At 69.9% G+C, this 14,569-nt stretch carries 10 protein-coding genes and 4 pseudogenes; 8 read left to right on the top strand and 6 right to left on the bottom strand.

What is annotated here, in order from left to right; all coding sequences use genetic code 11:
* Positions 1-299: 299 nt before the first annotated feature.
* The 6 genes and pseudogenes from OHA03_RS38510 to kdpA all read left to right on the top strand — a co-directional run bounded on the left by OHA03_RS38510 (position 300) and on the right by kdpA (position 5,853).
* Complete coding sequence (locus OHA03_RS38510; RefSeq protein WP_267008647.1) at positions 300-752, top strand: SAV_915 family protein; 453 nt, start codon at positions 300-302, stop codon at positions 750-752.
* Positions 659-943 (top strand): annotated as a pseudogene (locus OHA03_RS38505) (diaminopimelate decarboxylase); the annotation flags it as partial. The gene OHA03_RS38510 and the pseudogene OHA03_RS38505, both read left to right, overlap by 94 nt.
* 131 nt (positions 944-1,074) lie before the next feature.
* Positions 1,075-1,164, top strand: a complete 90-nt coding sequence (gene kdpF / locus OHA03_RS38500) for a K(+)-transporting ATPase subunit F (RefSeq protein WP_267008646.1) — start codon at positions 1,075-1,077, stop codon at positions 1,162-1,164.
* A gap of 86 nt (positions 1,165-1,250) precedes the next feature.
* Positions 1,251-3,338 carry a potassium-transporting ATPase subunit KdpB gene (kdpB, locus tag OHA03_RS38495; RefSeq protein ID WP_267009618.1) on the top strand — a complete coding sequence of 696 codons (2,088 nt, stop codon included), beginning with the start codon at positions 1,251-1,253 and terminating at the stop codon, positions 3,336-3,338.
* 2 nt (positions 3,339-3,340) lie between these two features.
* Positions 3,341-4,201 (top strand): potassium-transporting ATPase subunit C, encoded by an 861-nt coding sequence (locus tag OHA03_RS38490; RefSeq protein WP_267008645.1) that lies wholly within the window; start codon positions 3,341-3,343, stop codon positions 4,199-4,201.
* Between the two features lie 2 nt (positions 4,202-4,203).
* Positions 4,204-5,853, top strand: coding sequence for a potassium-transporting ATPase subunit KdpA (gene kdpA, locus OHA03_RS38485; RefSeq protein ID WP_267008644.1), 1,650 nt, complete (start codon positions 4,204-4,206; stop codon positions 5,851-5,853).
* A 31-nt stretch (positions 5,854-5,884) separates the two neighbouring features.
* Here kdpA and OHA03_RS38480 read toward each other — a convergent pair whose 3' ends face one another.
* A complete protein-coding gene (locus tag OHA03_RS38480) occupies positions 5,885-6,292 on the bottom strand; it encodes a hypothetical protein (protein ID WP_267008643.1) in 408 nt (135 codons plus the stop codon).
* Positions 6,293-7,025: 733 nt separating this feature from the next.
* Positions 7,026-7,976, bottom strand: a pseudogene (locus OHA03_RS38475) (flavoprotein); the annotation flags it as partial.
* Here OHA03_RS38475 and OHA03_RS38470 point away from each other — a divergent pair.
* Positions 7,977-8,420 (top strand): annotated as a pseudogene (locus tag OHA03_RS38470) (cation transporter); the annotation flags it as partial.
* Between the two features lie 52 nt (positions 8,421-8,472).
* On the opposite strand, the gene OHA03_RS38465 reads toward OHA03_RS38470, so the two are convergent.
* Positions 8,473-8,793, bottom strand: a complete 321-nt coding sequence (locus OHA03_RS38465; protein ID WP_267008642.1) for a hypothetical protein — start codon at positions 8,791-8,793, stop codon at positions 8,473-8,475.
* Positions 8,794-8,815: 22 nt separating this feature from the next.
* A pseudogene (locus OHA03_RS38460) lies at positions 8,816-8,935 on the bottom strand (pyridine nucleotide-disulfide oxidoreductase); the annotation flags it as partial.
* Between the two features lie 118 nt (positions 8,936-9,053).
* On the opposite strand from OHA03_RS38460, the gene OHA03_RS38455 reads away from it, so the two are divergent.
* Complete coding sequence (locus OHA03_RS38455) at positions 9,054-9,611, top strand: hypothetical protein (RefSeq protein WP_267008641.1); 558 nt, start codon at positions 9,054-9,056, stop codon at positions 9,609-9,611.
* 84 nt (positions 9,612-9,695) lie between these two features.
* Here the strand turns inward: OHA03_RS38455 and OHA03_RS38450 are convergent, their stop codons facing one another.
* Positions 9,696-11,573, bottom strand: a complete 1,878-nt coding sequence (locus tag OHA03_RS38450; protein WP_267008640.1) for an NAD-binding protein — start codon at positions 11,571-11,573, stop codon at positions 9,696-9,698.
* 200 nt (positions 11,574-11,773) lie between these two features.
* The gene (locus OHA03_RS38445) at positions 11,774-14,323 is read right to left on the bottom strand and encodes an ATP-binding protein (RefSeq protein WP_267009617.1); all 2,550 of its coding nucleotides are present in this window, start codon (positions 14,321-14,323) and stop codon (positions 11,774-11,776) included.
* Positions 14,324-14,569 lie beyond the last annotated feature (246 nt).

Genomic DNA, 14,569 nt, shown 5'->3' with positions numbered 1-14,569 from the left:
ACGTAGTTGTACTGCCCCGCAGGCGTGTTGAGAGCCTGTTGCGCAAGGGCGGCCGGCGGCTTTGTCGCCGACATCGGACGCCGGCCGTGGAAGCCGTCCCTGTGAGTTCTGCCCGAAGGCCCTGCCGGGCAGGCTGACCAGGATCACCGCGCCCGTCAGCGTCGCGTTACGGGGTGGGGGCTCGGCGTCAAGCATCCGTCAGCGTGGCGGCCCATCCCCGGTGGGCGGGCATAGCTTCGGTGGAGCGCCCGGCCGGACCGACCGGGCGCCGCCAGTCGCCTTCTGCGAGGAGCAGCACCATGTCTCCACTCGAGTTTCCCGAGGACCCCGAGCCTTCTGAACGGTTCCCGGCCGGACTCCTCTACGTCCCTGTCCGGTCGGGGCCCTCTGGTTGTACGACCCGATTCTTCCGCACCCCCCTGGGCGGCCGCACGGCCGTCGGATTCACCTCGGCGGCGAAGCTCACCGCCACTCTCGGCACGGACCAGGCCTGCATCAGGCTCTCCGAACCCGCGCTGCGCGCTCTCGCAGCCCCCCTGGGCGTCACCGCCCTCACCGTCGACCCGCAGTTCTCCGCCCCCGCGGCCCACCGCACCGCGACCAAGGTCCGTGAGCGCGAGAACTCCTGGAGCCGCTGGCATGCCCAGCACGTCGGTGCCGCCTCATCGGCCGCCCCTCGTCGGCGCCGCCCCGCCTCGTCACCGTCGTGGGCCGGCACTGCGAAGCCGGCGACGTCCTCGCCGACGACGTAGCACTCCCGGGCGACATACGCCCCGGCGACCTCCTCGCCGTTCCGGCGGCCGGGGCCTATCACCTCTCCATGGCCTCCGGTTACAACATGATCGGCCGACCGCCCGTCATCGCGGTGTCCGACGGCACCGCACGCGTACTCGTACGCCGCGAATCACTGGACGACATGAGCCGCAGGGACATCGGCCTGTAGCACCGACCCCAATCCCGGCGTCCACCGAAACACCCTCTCGGTGGACGCCGCTCAACGCATGCCACGAACGGCCCGAAAGATCACCAAGTACGCCCTATTCGCATACCCCAATGTGTGAGGACGAGGTCTCGATGACCGTCGAAAACGCCGTCGGCCTGGTCGTGGCCGTCGCACTGCTCGCCTATCTGATCCTTGCCCTGATCCAGCCGGAGAAGTTCTGATGTCCGCCCCCGCAACGGTCGAACCCGCCCCCGTCCACGACGTGCCACCTCCGCACGAAGAACGGCCACGCCGGGTCGGTGCCGGAATGCTCGATCCCAAGCAGCTGTGGCTCGCGCTCCCCCAGGCGCTCCGCAAGCTGAATCCGGTGACCCTGTTCCGCAATCCGGTCATGTTCGTCACCGAGGTCGGTGCCGCGCTCACCACCGGCATAGCGGTCGTCCACCCCAATCTCTTCGGCTGGCTGATCACCGGCTGGCTGTGGCTGACGGTGGTCTTCGCCAACCTCGCCGAGGCCGTGGCCGAGAGCCGTGGCAAGGCGCAGGCCGACGCTCTGCGCAAGACCCGGCAGCAGACCACCGCATGGCGGCTCGCGGGCTGGGAGCCCGGGGCGGCGGAGGACTCCTACCTCGAAGAGGCCGTCGCCGCCTCCGAGCTCAGGCGCGGCGACATCGTGTCCGTACCGGCCGGAGATCTGATTCCCGGTGACGGCGACGTCATCAAGGGCGCCGCCAGCGTCGACGAGTCCGCCATAACCGGTGAATCCGCGCCGGTCATCCGCGAGTCCGGAGGCGATCGCAGCGCCGTCACCGGAGGCACCCGGGTGCTCTCCGACCACTTGGTCGTACGGATCACCCAAGAGCCCGGAGAGAGCTTCTTGGACCGGATGATCGCCCTGGTCGAGGGCGCCAACCGGCAGAAGACCCCCAACGAGCTGGCGCTCAACCTGCTGCTCGTCATGCTGACCTTCGTCTTCTTGGTCGCGGTCGTGACCCTGCAGCCGATGGCGATCTTCTCCAAGGACGCGATGGCCGCCGCGCACGACACCGCGGCGCTGACCACGGAGGGCGTCACCGCCATCGTGCTCGTCTCGCTCCTGGTCTGTCTGATTCCGACGACCATCGGTGCACTGCTCTCGGCGATCGGCATCGCGGGCATGGACCGGCTGGTGCAGAGAAACGTACTGGCCATGTCCGGACGGGCAGTTGAGGCCGCAGGCGACGTCAACACCCTGCTGCTCGACAAGACCGGCACGATCACCTTCGGCAACCGGCGGGCGAGCGCGTTCCTGCCGGTCGGGACAGTCTCCATGGAGCGGCTGGCGAAGGCCTCGCTCCTTTCCAGCCTGGCCGACGAGACGCCCGAGGGCCGGTCGATCGTCGAGTACGCCCACACCGAGCACCCCTCGGTCGTCGAGGAAACCCGTTTCGCGAACGGCGCCGAGTGGGTGCCGTTCACCGCCGCCACCCGCATGTCCGGGGTCGACCTCCCCAGCGGTCAGCGGCTGCGCAAGGGCGCCGCGGCGTCGGTCGCGGCATGGGTGCGCGAGCAGGGCGGCAAGGTACCTACCGCGCTGGACGCTGCCGTGGATCATGTCTCCGCGTCCGGTGGTACGCCGCTGGCCGTAGCGGAGTCGAGGAGTGACGGCACGGCCGAGGTACTCGGCGTCGTCCACCTCAAGGACGTCGTCAAACCGGGCCTGCGCGAACGCTTCGACGAGCTGCGCCGCATGGGCATCCGTACGGTGATGATCACCGGAGACAACCCCGTGACAGCCCGGGCGATCGCCGAGGAGGCGGGTGTCGACGACTTCCTGGCCGAGGCGACCCCCGAGGACAAGCTGGAGCTGATCAAGCGCGAACAGGCCGGCGGCCATCTCATCGCCATGACGGGCGACGGTACGAATGACGCCCCGGCACTCGCGCAGGCGGACGTCGGCGTGGCGATGAACACCGGTACGTCGGCCGCCAAGGAGGCCGGCAACATGGTCGACCTCGACTCCGACCCCACGAAGATCATCGAGATCGTCGAGATCGGCAAACAACTCCTCATCACCCGGGGCGCGTTGACGACCTTTTCGATCGCCAACGACATCGCCAAGTACTTCGCGATCCTGCCCGCGATGTTTGCGGCGGTGTACCCGGGGCTCGACCGGCTCAACATCATGGACCTGCACTCGCCGCTGTCCGCGATCCTCTCTGCGGTCATCTTCAACGCGGTGGTCATCGTGGCGCTGATCCCGCTCGCCCTGCGCGGCGTGCGCTACCGGCCTTCCTCCGCCTCAACCCTGCTCACCCGCAACCTGTGGATCTACGGACTCGGCGGCGTGATCGCCCCGTTCCTGGCCATCAAGTTCATCGACTTCGCCCTCGTCCAGTTCATCCCGGGGATCTGACCATGACACGCATCCCACACTGGCTCGCCCAGCACATCGCAGCGTTGCGGGTGGTCCTCGTGCTGACTCTCCTGACCGGCCTGGCCTATCCGCTGGCCATGGTGGCGGCAGCGCAGGTCCCGGGCCTCGGCGGCACGTCGGAGGTGACCGGCGCCAACGGCAGACCGGCCGGATCCTCGCTGATCGGCCAGACCTTCACCGACGCCAAGGGCAACCCCATCAAGAAGTACCTCCAGTCCCGGCCCTCCAACGCCGGTACGGGATACGACGCCACGGCGTCCGGCGCCGGCAACCAGGGCCCCGAGTCCGTCGTCGACACCAAGGACAAGCCGAGCCTGCTCACTCTGGTGTGCGGACGCAGCAAGGCGGTCGGCGACCTCGAAGGCGTCGACGGCTCGCGCCCGTACTGCACGGACGACGGCGTGGGTGCGGTCCTCGGCGTCTTCTACGACGGCGGTACGAGCGGACGTGCCACCCAGGCCGTCAGCCTCAACCAGGCCTGCCCGGCGAAGCCGTTCCTCACCTCCTACAAGGGAGTTCGCGTCACATGCGCGACGCCCGGCGCGGACTACAGCCACGCAGTGGTCGTCCCCGTGCGCGGCAACGCCCCGTCGGACCCTGTCGTCCCCGCCGACGCGGTCACCGCGAGCGGCAGCGGCCTCGACCCGCACATCAGCCCGGCGTACGCGAAGCTCCAAGCCCCGCGGATCGCTCGTGAGCGCGGAGCGAGCGTGGCCGGCGTACGCAAGCTGATCGAGAAATACACCACCGGCCGCGCGCTCGGCGTGCTCGGCGAGCGCGGCGTCAATGTCGTCGAGCTCAACATCGCCCTCGACCGTACGTATCCGAAGCAGGGAGCCTGATCATGGCGGCCTGGATCCAGGCATCGCTCGTCCTCGCCGTGGTCGTGGGGCTGCACGTCCCGCTCGGCGACTACATGGCCCGCGTCCTCGACGGCGGGAAGCACTGGCGGGGAGAGAGAACCCTCTACCGCGTCTGCGGAATCGACCCGGACAAGGAGCAGACCTGGCGGCACTACCTCACCGCCCTGGTCGCCTTCTCCGTCATGAGCATCGCGGCGCTCTTCGCCTTGTTCACCCTTCAGGGAAAGCTTCCTTGGTCGACGGGGCACGAGGGCATGCCGTGGCGGCTCGCGCTGCACACCGCCGTGTCCTTCACGACGAACACCAGCTGGCAGAACTACGCGGGCGAGTCGACCACCGGGCATTTCGCCGTCATGGCGGGCCTGGGTGTCCAGGCGTTCGCGTCGGCGGCGGTCGGCATCTGTGTGGCCCTCGCCCTGGTCCGGGGCCTGATCCGGCGGTCCACGGACGACCTCGGCAACTTCTGGGTCGACCTGCTGCGCACGATCTTCCGCGTCCTGGTGCCGATCGCGATCGTCGGCGGCCTGATCCTGATGGCCGGCGGTGTCGTCCAGAGCCTCGGCGCCGGACACACCGTCACCACGGTCGCGGGTGGCAAGCAGACGATCCTCGAGGGGCCTGTCGGCTCCTGGGAACCGATCAAGCTGTTCACCGGCGACGGCGGCGGTGTCTTCAACGCCAACAGCGCCCACCCCTTCGAGAACCCGAGCGCCTGGACCAACGCCTTCGAGATCGTGCTGATGCTGCTCATCCCGACGGCCTGCATCCGCATGTTCGGCCGGATGATCGGCAGCCTGAAGCAGAGCTGGACCCTGCTCACCGTCGTCGGCATCCTCTTCGGCCTGCTCCTCGCCGCGGGCACGCTCGCGCAGAGCGCTCACACCGGCACGGTCACCCAAGCGGTCACCGGACAGTACGAAGGCACCGAGACCCGCTTCGGCATCCCCGGTTCGACACTGTTCGGCGTGGGGGCCACGGGCTCGGCCGACGGCGCGGCCAACTCCTCGTACGACAGCTTCTCCAGCCTCGGCGGCGGGGTGCTGCTGTCCGCGATGATGCTCGGCGAGATCGCGCCTGGCGGCACCGGCAGCGGGCTCTACGGTCTGATCATGGTGGTCCTGGTGGCCGTCTTCATCGGCGGCCTGATGGTCGGCCGCACGCCCGAATACCTGCGCAAACAGATCGGTTTCGGGGAGATGCGGTGGGTGGTCGTGTACGCGCTGATCCCGCCCACGGTCATCCTCGCCTGCACGGGTGTCGCGCTCGCCTTCGGCGACGGCCGGACCTCGATGGGCAACCCGGGAGCGCACGGCCTGACCGAGCTCATCTACGCCTACACCAGCAACACCAACAGCAACGGCAGCGCGATGGCGGGCTTCAACGGCGCAACCGACTTCCACAACCTGCTGATGGTGTTCGCGATGCTGGCGGGCCGCTACCTCCCGATGGCCTGCGTCCTGGCCCTGGCCGGACGCCTCGCCAAGCAGCAACCGGGCGTCGTCACAGTCGGCACGCTGCGCGCGCAGGGCGTCAACTTCGTAGTCCTTGCCACTGCGGCGGCCGTCATCCTGGCGCTGCTCAACTTCCTTCCGGCGCTGTCCCTCGGCACCATCGCCGACGGACTGCTGTAGCGGCCCGAGTACCGGCTGATCCTGCGATCCCTCACAGAGTCAGCCGGTACGGCACGACACACACGACGACGTCGGTGCGGGCCCTCAGCGCGGCCGCCAGCAGCAGGCCGCGCTGATTCTGCAGGATCTGGTAGCGGCGGTGGAGGGGCTCCACCTCGGGGATGAGGACGGCGATCTGTCGCCCTCCCTCCGCCGCCCGCCGGACGTAGTCGACGATGGGCTGCACCAGTGAGCGATGCGGGCTGTCGATGACATCCAGACGTACACCGGGATCCCAGCGATCCCAACTCTCCTCCAACGCACGAGCCTTGGCGGGATCACCGTGCACGGCGACCGCGACGACCTCGTGGCCGAGGGCACAGGCGGCCGTCAGAGCGTGCTGGGTGAGTTTGCTGACCTCGCCGACCGGCACGATGACGAGGGAGTCGGTAACGCGCACGGGCGGCGGGACTTCACCCAGCCCCAGTTCCCTGCCGACCGCCGTGTAGTACCGCTTTTCGGGGAATCCCCGTGCCGAATGCGCGGCCGGGCCAGGGCGAGCACGCAGCCCTGGACGTCGAGGACGTCCGGGACCTGACCGTGGTCGGTGGTGTACCGCTCCTCCATCCGCCGGTACCCGACCAGCATGGCCAGCACTGCACGCGTAGGGCCATGTTCCCGTTACCACGGCCGGCGGGGCACCGGCCGGGCCGTCGCCGCCCAGACCGCAGCCGGTGGTGAAGGCCCCGCCCGCAGCCGCAGGAACGAACAACCCGTCATCGCCCCCGACGACGAGGTTATTGCCCGCGTCGGTCGACAGGTGCGTGGAGATGAAGCCGGTCGCAGGGTCACAGGCCACGCCGGGACCAGCCGAGATACACGGCCGAACGTCCTCACACGACACCTCGACGGCGGCCGCGCCGATGACGTAAGGGCCGGCTGCACTGCCGCTGCGGCCCAGAACCAACAACAACCGGGAGTCTGGAGCAGCGCACCCGTGTCCGGACGTGTCCGACAAGCGGCGGACACCAGCGGACAACCGCCGGACACCCACGAGCAGTGGCCACGGACAACCCGCCTGACCTGCTTTGGACACTGTCCGGGCAGGCGCCCGGACAGTGTCAGCCGTGGAGCTCGATAATCACGAGCCCACTGCCGCCGTTTGCCCCGGCCGTTGGCCGGGGCGCCGGGGTTCAGGCTCCGCAGCAGCCGCCGGACGACGATTCGTCGGCAGTGGCTGCAATCGGCAAAGAGGTGCCGGCGCCGATCTGTACGAGAGCGACTGCCGGAGCGGCGCAGCAGTCCGTGCCGTCGGCCTGGCCGGCTGCCGGGTCGTCGAAGAGTCCGGCGCCGCCGCAGACTCCGCTCTCGGGGAGGGTGAGTTCGACGCGGTCGGCAGTTTCGGTGTCCCCGGCGATGGCGGCGGTGACGGAGCGGACCTGCTCGTAGCCGGTCATGGCGGGGAAGGTCGGGGCGCGGCCGTAGGACTTCGTGCCGACCAGGTAGATGCCGGGTTCGGGGTGGGACAGTTCGCGGTGGCCGTGGGGGTAGACGGTGCCGCAGGAGTGCTGGTTGGGGTCGATCAGCGGGGCCAGCTCAGTGGGTGCCTGGAGGCGCTCGTCGAGGCCGAGGCGGATCTCGGAGAGGAAGGACAGGTCGGGGCGGAACCCGGTCAGCACGATCACCTCGTCCACCGGGTCCAGCCGCCGTCCGTCCTCGCCGACCAGGACCAGGCGGCCGTCACCGTCACGCTCGATGGCTTCGGTGCGGAAGCCGGTGACCGCGTCGGCGTGGCCGTTGTCGACGGCGGCCTTCGCGGCCAGGCCGAGAGCGCCGCGGGCAGGGAGCTGGTCGGCGGTGCCACCGCCGAAGGTGGAGCCGCTGATGCCGCGGCGCAGGATCCACACCACGTGCGTGCCGGGCTCGTCCTTCGCGACGTCGGCGAGAGTGGCCGGGGCGGTGAACGCGAAGGCGCCGGAGCCGATGACGGCGGTGCGCCTGCCGGCGTAGCGGGCGCGGACGGCCGGGTCCTTCAAGTCCGGTACACGGTAGGCGATGCGGTCGGCCGCCGTCTTCTCGCCGAGGGCGCGAAGGCCGCTGGCGCCGGCCGGGCTCGGGGTGGTCCAAGTGCCGGAGGCGTCGACATTGCCATCTCCTTCTTCGCGCTCGCCGCGTACGTCAGCGTCGACGCGGTCCGGGCGCTGACCGGCACCGGGGAGGCTGAACGTTCCATCCCCGGCATCGTCATCGCCGTGCTGTCCCCGGCTGTGATGCCGTTCCTCTCCGCCGCCCAGCGCAAGGCCGGCCGCGAACTCGGCTCCGCCAGTGCGGTCGCCGACTCCAAGCAGACCCTGCTGTGCACCTACCTCTCCGCCGTTCTCCTGGTCAGCCTGGTCCTCAACACCACCCTCGGCTGGCCCTGGGCCGACCCCATCGCCGCCCTCGTCATCGCCGCCATCGCGGTCAAGGAAGGCCGCGACGCCTGGCAGGGCAAGGGCTGTTGCGCGACACCGGCCGCAACTGCGCCGATACCAGCGACCGGAGCCGACGCGTGCGGCTGCCGTCCCGGGTGCGACTGCTGCAAATGATCGGGCACGTCCTACAGCGATTGCGTCCCGCAGTGGCCCGGGTGAGCCCAGATCAGGATTCGTGGTGGAAGGCGGTCGCGAGCGCCTGGTGCAGCTGGCCGACGCTGGGGGCGCCGTCCAAGCCCTCGGGCGTGCGGTAGAGACGGCAGGCCATCCCCTGCGTCCGTCCGGCTTCTGCGAACGGGTCTTCTCCGTCGATGAGGACGGTCGGGGAGCCGGTGAAACCGATGCGTTCGGCCTCAGCCTGATCGGTGACCACCCGCGTGACGACATCGACCTCGTGCAGCCCGGCCGCCTCCAAAGCCCGCCACAACCGGCCGACAGCCAGCTGTTCGTTCGGGCATTCCTTCACGACTACGACCTCGATCCGCATGCCTCCAGCATGCCGCAGACACTCAGGCCGGCAGCTCGGTGATCTGCCAGACGGCATCGCGGGCCGGGCACCCCACCCCGATGAGGGTGGCAGAGGCCGGCCCCGTCCAGTCGCCGTAGCCGAGCACGTACAGCCGTGGCTCGACACCGGCGGCGTCGCGTTGCCCGCCACGACCGGGGCGTCAAAGAGGAGCAGGAGGTCCATCAGGGTCACGTCAAGGTACGGGGTTCTGGCTCCCCAGGGGCTCTACCGTCGGCGTTATGGGACGCCGCAACGCCGCGCGACACAACGCGGTCCACAGTCACGAGGAGCCCCCCGCGGAAGTGACGTACGACCGCCGCTGGGCAGGGGATCTCCGCAGCTCGATCCGTTGCTCGGCCGTGCTCCTCGGCCTTCTGCTGCTGGTCGACTGGGGGGCCGACAGCCTCACGATCGTGCGGGGCACACTGTGGGCGGGGCTCGCCGTCCTGCTGTTCGTGGTCCTGTACCCCGCCCGGGTCACCGCGGGCGAGGGCTGGATGGCTTCCCGGGGTCTCCTGCGGGAACAGCGGGTACGCACCGACGTGTTGGTGTCGGTGCGCTGCCTGGACGGCGTCTCCCAACGGCTCCGCCTGCGGGACGCTTTCGGCGGACGCGTCGAGATCAACCCCGAGGTCCTCGTGAACAACCCCGATCTGTGGCATCGCCTCGACGAGGACGCCCAGAAGTCCGACGCCTGCGGTTCCCTGACCTGCGGGGCAACCGCGCTGCGCCAGATCTCGAAGCGGATCGACCGCGAGACGGCCTTGAACGTGTTCAAAGTGTCCGACCTGGACTGAGCCCGCCGCACCCGTCGCACGAAGTCCCGCACTGCAGACTGGCCGGGTGGCCGCAACACCGATGCCGGCGAAAAGCGGCACACCTCATCCTCGCCTGTCCGCCGGATGCGGCTGCACCCCAGTCATGAGGATGTCCAGGCCACGCCGCGTCGTGGCCAGCACGACGCGGTCGCCCGCACGCAGAACCCGCCCGTGCGACGGGCGCCAGTCGAAGCCGGGTCGGCGGAACCGGATGCCGGCGAGGGTATCCGTCGAGGACGGCGTGGGGTGGGCCACGGCCGAGCCGACGGCCAGGACCCGCCACTCGTGCTCCCGGAACGCCTCGTGGATCGAGCGTCCTTCGAGCTCGGGATGCCCGGCCACGTCCACCACGGTGAACAGCAGCGAGCCGCGCTCGACCGGCATCACCCCCAGCACATGACGGCCCATCATCGCGGCGGCGAAGGACGGTGCGGCGAGCGCCGAGACACTGCGGCTGCGGGTGGGGGCCTGAGGGTAGGAAGCGCGCAGGGTGCGCTGGACGGTGGCCGCGAAGTCGTCGTCGTACAGCCGCATCACCACCCGCACACTCGGGGTGGTCTCGCGTGCGGCCATCACGATGTCGAGGTTCTCGCTGTCATCGCGGGTGAGGACCAGCAGCGACTTGCTGTGCCGGATGCGCGCCCGGTCGAGGACACCTGGCGCTCCGGCGTCCTCCAGCACCAGCGGTACGTCGAGTTCGCGGGCGAGGGCGACGCCGCGCGCGTGCGGGTCCCGTTCGACAGCCACGACCTTGTGGTCTGTGGTGCGCAGCTGAGCGAGTACACGGGTGCCGATCTTTCCGAGACCGACCACGACAATGTGGTCGTTGAGGTCGTCGGCGGGCGGAAGTCCGACGGTGGCGGTGCGGAACGCCTCGGTGGCGTTTATGGTCGCGGCCACGACGAGCGGGAGCACGGCGAGTCCGACGAAGCCCGCGATCAGTTGCAGCACCCGGCGGGCCGCTGCCTCGTCGGTGGCCGGGTCGCCCATGGTGAAGATGTCCAGCAAGGGCAGGTAGACGTTCTTCCACCAAGGGTGCTCGTGCGCGAACAACGCCGTGGCGACCGCGAGCGCGACGACGATCGCGGCCAGCGCGCCGAAGACGGCGATGACCTCGCGGGAGAGGAAGACCCTCCACGGCAGATGCGCGAGCCGCGCCCTCAGCCAGCCGCCGACGCGGCCACGCCGCTCCCGGGCGGCCGGCTCGGGCGCGTGGTGATGGGTTACCTCTTCGAGCATCAGCCGACCGTGTGTGAACTGCCGGTGGTAGGCGGTGTGGGTGTCCGGCAGCAGCTGGGTGCCTTCCTCGCCCGGTGTTTCGGGGCTGTCGTCGCTCGCCGGGTCGTCCTGGTGCGCGCCGGAGAGCACGGCGAGTGTGGCCAGATCGGTCGACCGAGGCGGCGTGCCCGCGGCTCGTACGACGCCGCGGAATACCTTGCCCTCGACCTGCAGGGTGTGGCCGTAACCGACCGCGGCGGCGGCCACCAGCTCTGGCACGGCGGTGTCGGCGTCGGACAGCACCGTGGTCGACATGTCCGGCCGGGGATCGTCGTCGTTTCCGGCCCTGGCCTCAGCGGCTGCCCGGTCCAGGAGGCGTTCCAGATGGCGTCCGCGCTCGCGGTTGAACATGCGGATGACCAGGCGTATGGACGGGTTGAGGCCTCGGGCCAGCAGCGCCGCGGTCATGTTGACCTGGTCGTCGGCGTAGGTCAGTGCGAGGGCCGCAGCACGCTGTACGCCTGCGGCCCTCAGGGTCTGTTCGTCCAAGTGCGTCGCTACCAGCAGCTCGATGGGCGAGCGCGGGTCGCGGTGCATCGCGGCGATCTCGGCGCCGTGCTCGTCCCTTCGTGACGGCAGTACGACGGTAACGGCCTCGCCGCACACGGCGTCCAGTTCGACGGCGAGCCGGCGCGCGAGCCCGTCGTCGCCGCAGATCACCATGTGCTGAGAGCGGGGGCCAAGTTCCCTTTGGAGATGGAGAGTTGACGTCACATCAGTCAAGAACGACAGGGCGGACCTGTCCGGTTCCGGGTGAGCGAGGGGCTCGGCGTCAACATTCCGTATGCGTCCATCAGCGGTGTGGGGTGTGTCTGGCGTACCGCGGGCCGGCCGCCCATGCCGTACCAGGTGTCAGCCGTCCTTCACGGGGCCCGCCGCCCTCCTACGCTCTGCGTACCACTGCGGTGCTCCGCCCGCTCGGCGAAGGGCAGGGACAGCACCATGGTCAGGCCCCCGCCGGGAGTGTCCTCAGGGGTCAGGGTGCCGTCCATCGCCTCGGTCAGTCCCCGGGAGAGGGCCAGGCCCAGGCCGAGTCCGTTGGTGTTGTCGGTGTCGCCGAGGCGCTGGAAGGGTTCGAAGAGGCGGTCGCGGTCGGTGGGCGGGAGGCCGGGTCCGCGGTCGACGACGCGCAGTTCGACGCGGCCTGCGTGGGTGCTGGCGGTCAGCAGCACCTTGTGCCCGGCCGGACTGTGGCGGGCGGCGTTACCCGCGAGGTTGGCGACCACCCGCTCCAGCAAGGGCGGGTCGGCCAGCACGGCCGGGACCTCCTCCAGGTCCCCCACCTCGACCTCAGGAGTATCTGCCAGCGCCGCCGGCAGGAACTCTTCGAACGTGGTGGCGCGCAGGTTCAGGGTCAGCGCCCCTGCCTGCAGTCGGCTGAGGTCGAGCAGGTTCTCCACCAGTCGGTTCAGCTTGGCCATCGACTCGTCGGCAGTGGCGAGGAGCTCGCCCCGGTCCTCGTCGGAGAACTCCACGTCACGGCTGCGCAGCGAGGAGACGGCTGCCCAGCCGGCGGCGAGCGGGGTGCGCAGGTCGTGGCCGACCGCCCGCAGCAGCGCCGTACGCATCCGGTCGGCGGCCTTGACCGGTTCGACCTCGGCGGCGGCCTCGGCGAGCCGGGCCCGTTCGACGGCGGCGCCCACGTGCGCCGCGAAGGCGGCCAGGACGCGCCGTTCGGAGGACGGGAGGGGGCGGCCGCGCAGCACCAGGAAGGCGCCGGGTCCCGCGGGTACAGCCGTCACGTCGTCCCCTCCGGGCGGCTCGTCCACCAGCTCCGCCGAGTCCATGCCGAAAGTCTCGCGGGTGCGTTCCACCAGCGCCGGGATCGTCGCGCCACCGCGCACGATGGTGCCCGCGAGGGACGACATGGTTTCCGCCTCGGCGGTGGCCCGCGCCGAGCGCCGCGACAGACGCAGGGAACGGTCGACGACAGCAGCCACTATGGCGGCCACCACCGCGAAGGCCGCCAGGGCCAGCAAGGCATTCGGATCGTTCAACGTGAATTGCCCGATGGGCGGGATGAACCAGTAGTTGAGCAGCAGGGACGCCGTCACCGACGCGATCACCGCCGACGCGACCCCACCTATGCAGGCCACCCCCACCACAGCGAGCAGGAAGAGCAGTGCCTCGCTGGTGAGGTTGAGTCTGTCCCGGGCTGCGCCCAGATCCAACAGGAAGGTGAGCGCCACCGGCAGCAGCAGGCCGGCGACCGGGCCCGCGATCCGGCGTGCGGTCGACAGAGTACGTCTGCGCGAGGGCAGCAGCGTGCCGCGCCCTGCGCGTTCGTGCGTGACCGTGTGGATGTCGATGTCACCGGAGAGTTCGACAACCGTCTCGCCGGTGCCGCGTCCGGTGACGAAGCGTTCGAGGCGGCCCCGGCGGCTGGTGCCGAGCACGAGCTGGGTGGCGTTCTCGGCACGCGCGAACTCCACCAGGGCGGTGGCGACGTCATCGCCGACCACGGAGTGGTAGCTGCCACCGAGGTCCTCGATCAGCCGCCGCTGCCGGACCAGGGAAGCGTGCGAGGTGCCCGCGGCGAGCCCGTCGCTGCGCGTGACGTGGACAGCGAGCAGGTCACCGCCGGCCGACCGGTCGGCGATGCGGGCAGCCCGCCGGATGAGGGTGTCGCCCTCGGGGCCGCCGGTGAGCGCGACCACGACCCGCTCCCGGATCTCCCAAACCCCACCGATGCCGTGCTCGGAGCGGTACGACTGGAGCGACTCGTCGACTCGGTCGGCCACCCACAGCAGGGCAAGCTGACGCAGCGCAGTCAGATTGCCGGGTCGGAAGTAGTTGGCGAGCGCCGCGTCGACCTTCGCGGGCGCATAGATGTTGCCGTGCGCCATCCGGCGGCGCAACCCTTCGGGCGGCATGTCCACCAACTCGATCTGATGGGCTCGGCGGACGACCTCATCGGGCACCGTCTCGTGCTGCGGCACCCTGGTGATCTTCTCAACGACGTCGTTGAGGGATTCGAGATGCTGGATGTTGAGCGCGCTGATGACATCGATCCCTGCCGCGAGCAGCTCCTCGACGTCCTGCCAGCGCTTGGGGTTGCGGCCGCCGCCAGGGACGTTGCTGTGGGCGAACTCGTCGACGATCGCGACCTGCGGGCGGCGCGCGAGGACTGCGGCGAGGTCCATCTCCGTGAACTCGCCGCCGTGGTAGGAGCAGGAGGCTCGATCGACGACTTCCAGCCCGTCGAGCATCGCCTCCGTGCTGGGACGCCCATGGCACTCGACGAATCCCACGACGACATCGGCGCCGCGCGCCGCCCTGCGTCGCGCCTCGTCGAGCATGCGGTAGGTCTTACCCACCCCCGGGGCGGCCCCGAGGTAGACCTTCAGGCGTCCGGGACGTACACCACCGCCGCCGGTCCGTTCTTCACTCCCGCCGGTCCATGCGCCACTCATGTTGGCCCGTACGTCACTCATCGCAGCCGACGTGCTCCGCTCACTGGCGATCAACTCCCCGGAGGGAAGGGTTCCTTCCCTCCTACCGAAGCGCTTGTGCGAGTCGCTCGGCGGGCCCCTTGACGCAACCTTGGCGCCGGCCACGTGGACGTTGACACCACTTTGACGAGCCCTGGACCGATAGGGTGAAGGTGGTGCGCCGGGAAGTCTGGTCGGCAGGGAGCCACAAGGTCTCCTTTTCACGAC

The sequence above is a fragment of the Streptomyces sp. NBC_00154 genome (genome assembly GCF_026342835.1).
Classification (GTDB): domain Bacteria; phylum Actinomycetota; class Actinomycetes; order Streptomycetales; family Streptomycetaceae; genus Streptomyces.
This window is presented reverse-complemented; position numbering and strand designations above follow the sequence as displayed.

Bases quoted from the DNA above. Each gene is read 5' to 3' on its own strand.
- OHA03_RS38510 (WP_267008647.1), top strand. From the start codon at position 300: ATGTCTCCACTCGAGTTTCCCGAGGACCCCGAGCCTTCTGAACGGTTC.
- kdpF (WP_267008646.1), top strand. From the start codon at position 1,075: ATGACCGTCGAAAACGCCGTCGGCCTGGTCGTGGCCGTCGCACTGCTC.
- kdpB (WP_267009618.1), top strand. From the start codon at position 1,251: ATGCTCGATCCCAAGCAGCTGTGGCTCGCGCTCCCCCAGGCGCTCCGC.
- OHA03_RS38490 (WP_267008645.1), top strand. From the start codon at position 3,341: ATGACACGCATCCCACACTGGCTCGCCCAGCACATCGCAGCGTTGCGG.
- kdpA (WP_267008644.1), top strand. From the start codon at position 4,204: ATGGCGGCCTGGATCCAGGCATCGCTCGTCCTCGCCGTGGTCGTGGGG.
- OHA03_RS38465 (WP_267008642.1), bottom strand. From the start codon at position 8,793: ATGCGGATCGAGGTCGTAGTCGTGAAGGAATGCCCGAACGAACAGCTG.
- OHA03_RS38455 (WP_267008641.1), top strand. From the start codon at position 9,054: ATGGGACGCCGCAACGCCGCGCGACACAACGCGGTCCACAGTCACGAG.
- OHA03_RS38450 (WP_267008640.1), bottom strand. From the start codon at position 11,573: ATGGTGATCTGCGGCGACGACGGGCTCGCGCGCCGGCTCGCCGTCGAA.
- OHA03_RS38445 (WP_267009617.1), bottom strand. From the start codon at position 14,323: ATGAGTGGCGCATGGACCGGCGGGAGTGAAGAACGGACCGGCGGCGGT.